Below are 2,876 nucleotides of genomic sequence, written 5' to 3' on the forward strand. Positions count from 1 at the left end.
TGAACTTGTCTTCAATATTCCACTTACCAGCCTTGGCGTTTTTGGTTCGGGAGGCAGCTCAGGCAACTGGGATTACCTAGAAGTCGGCATCGACAATGTTCTCTTTGACGTCGTCTGCTTTGCCAAAGGCACGTCGATCAAAACAGAAACAGATCACACGCACATCGAAAATTTGCAGATCGGTGACACTGTTCAAACTGCGGATGGCAACGTGAAGCCAGTCCGCTGGATTGGGTCGCGCAAAATCACCGTCGCCCATTTGAAAGCAAACCCAAAGCTATACCCTATTCGGATCTCAGCCGGTGCCTTGGGCAACAGCCTGCCAAAGCGCGACCTTCTTGTATCGCGTCAGCACCGCATCCTTGTCTCCTCAAAAGTCGCTGAACGTATGTTCGGCGTTAAGGATGTTCTGATTCCTGCCATCAAACTCACTGCGCTTGATGGCATCTTCATCGATCAAAGCGTGCAAGACATTGAGTACTTCCACATGCTTCTCGATGACCATGAGATGGTCCTTGCAGAAGGCGCGCCATCGGAGACCCTTTTGACAGGTGCGCAGTGCCTCAACACGTTAACGCCAGCCGCGAAAAAGGAAGTGCTCGCGCTCTTTCCCAACATCGAAGCTGAAATCAGCGCGCCTAAGACAGTACGCTTGGTGCCTGCGCGAAAACAACAAAAGCGCTTGATTGATCGCCATGCGCAACACAAAAAGCCACTGCTAGAGCTGTTTAACGCGCAACTTTGACCGATCAAGCAATCTCGGAAGTAGCACTCTCCGAAATGCTCGACGAGAAATGCGACACCAGTTCTGACAGCGCCGATACTGCGATCAACGGCGCATCGCGCAGGGACGGGACCAAACCTATCGGCCCATGCAACCGCGCACGATCTTCTGCGGACACACCCAAAAACTGCAAGTGATCCAACCGCGCTTGGTGTGTGCGTCGACTGCCCAAACACCCAATATACTGCGCTGGCGTGCGCACAGCCGCGCGCAGCAATTCGGGTTCCCAATCGTGATCATGAAACAGGGTCAAGACCGCCGAATGCGCATCAACCTCTGTCATGGAAATCTCTTGTCGCGGGGACACCAGATGCACAGGCGCGAGATGACAAACCTCGCTGACCGCCTCTAGATCTTCTTGATCTGGCGACAGGCAACAAATCTGAAAACCGATGGAATGGCCCACCTCGGCCATCGCCCGAAAAATCGCGCCGCGCCCTGCCAGAACCAATCTGACTTGCGGGCGGTATTCAAAACGGACGCGCGGAGCGATGCCGCGATGAGGCTCTGGAATGTCAAACGACAGCGCCCCCGTTCCGCGCGCTTCAAACGCGCGATGCAGCCGCAACAGCGCCTCCCGATCCGGGTTCGGATCGATCAGAACCGAAAGCGCACCGCCGCACGGCAGCTTCAAATCCGCAAATTGCGAGCCATCGCCATAACGGATCAGCTTCTTGCTATCGCTCTCCAACGCATCCAGCGCATGCAGTTGAATGTCCTTGTCGATACATCCGTTCGACAAATACCCAACCATATCGCCCGAGGCGTCAATAACCGCGAGAGAGCCGACTTCACGCGCGGCCCCCCCTTCAATGCCAACGGATGTGATCAGGGCAAAGCGTTTGCCTTGCCCGATCAACACCGCCGCATGTGCGATGATATCGCTGGGATGTTCCGCCAGCGATATTGATTTACGCTTCGACAGATTCATCCACGACTTTCGCGAAAGACTTAAAGAATTTGCCAGCCAGTTTCTTGGCCGTGCTCTGGATCAAACGACTGCCAAGCTGCGCAAGTTTGCCGCCAATATCTGCCTTCGCATTATAGCGCAGGATCGTCGTGTCACCATCGGCCGTCAGCGTCACATCAGCGCCGCCCTTGGCATGTCCCGCCGCACCGCCATTGCCCTGACCTGTCAGCGAAAACGCATCAGGCGCGCCAGCCGTATCCAGCTGCACATCGCCGCCGAATTTGGCCTTCACCGGCCCAATCTTCAGCACGACCTTTGCTTCCAGTTCTGTGTCGGAATGTTTGATCAACTCTTCACATCCGGGGATGCACTGCTTCAAAATTTCAGGATCATTGAGCGCCGCATACACGACCTCTTTTGGGGCGTTGATGACGATTTCATCGGAGAGTTCCATACTGTGTCCTTTCTAACAACAAGGGAATCTGATCTGGTCAGCTTGTTCGGGGGTCATCGCCAGTTTCTTGCGAAGACGGCGGATCGTTTTCATCAATTTTTTCATGATGGATGCTCCCATTCCAAACAAAGCGCCGCGTAGGAGTCTGGCGTATCTACATCCGTGTAGAACCCCTTCGCGGTAAGCGGATGACGGTGAACCATGTCGGGGTTATCGCGGGTGAACCGCATACAACCGGGCCGCTCTGGATCACGGGTCAGCTGCGCGCGCAGCTGATGGGGCACCACAATCGGATTGCCCCGAATATCGTCTAGCGCAGGGATCGAAACCTGCATCGGCGCAAGGCGCGCATGCACGTCAAGAAGTGCCACGATATCGCTCGCGCGCAATAGCGGTTGATCACCAAGCCCGATCAAAAGCGCCTCGACCTCAGGACATTGCGCCAATCCAAACGCTACAGACGTTTGCTGGCCCTTCGCATATTCGGGATTGACCACACAGCGCACATCCAGATCGGATAAAACCGCCTGAACCGCCTCGGCCTCGTGCCCCGTGACTACCGTAATCGGCCCTTCAATCGCCGCGCGATATTGCTGCACAACACGGCGCACCATTGGCACGCCATCAATCGGCAACAGCAGTTTGTTCCGCTCCCCCATGCGCTGTGACAGACCAGCGGCTAATATGAGCGCGCCGGTCTTATGCATGGCTAACGCCCGCTTCGGCGC

General features: G+C 55.6%; 4 protein-coding genes. 1 reads left to right on the top strand and 3 read right to left on the bottom strand.

Annotated features, from left to right (window positions below; all coding sequences use genetic code 11):
* A partial coding sequence (locus ABJQ89_RS19360; protein WP_348497795.1) for a Hint domain-containing protein occupies window positions 1-745 on the top strand: 745 nt, incomplete at its 5' end.
* A 4-nt stretch (window positions 746-749) separates the two neighbouring features.
* Here ABJQ89_RS19360 and ABJQ89_RS19365 read toward each other — a convergent pair.
* The 3 genes from ABJQ89_RS19365 to ABJQ89_RS19375 all read right to left on the bottom strand — a co-directional run.
* Entirely contained in the window at window positions 750-1,715 is a 966-nt protein-coding gene (locus tag ABJQ89_RS19365) for an XdhC family protein (protein WP_348497796.1), read from the bottom strand.
* On the bottom strand, window positions 1,696-2,148 hold the full coding sequence (locus tag ABJQ89_RS19370) for a carbon monoxide dehydrogenase subunit G (RefSeq protein WP_348497797.1): 453 nt from the start codon (window positions 2,146-2,148) through the stop codon (window positions 1,696-1,698). Before ABJQ89_RS19370 ends, ABJQ89_RS19365 begins: the two co-directional genes overlap by 20 nt.
* Before the next feature lie 101 nt (window positions 2,149-2,249).
* Window positions 2,250-2,876, bottom strand: a 627-nt coding sequence (locus ABJQ89_RS19375) for a nucleotidyltransferase family protein (RefSeq protein ID WP_348497798.1), incomplete at its 5' end; no start/stop codon positions are given.

The sequence above is a fragment of the Planktotalea sp. genome (assembly GCF_039984035.1).
Lineage (GTDB): Bacteria > Pseudomonadota > Alphaproteobacteria > Rhodobacterales > Rhodobacteraceae > Planktotalea.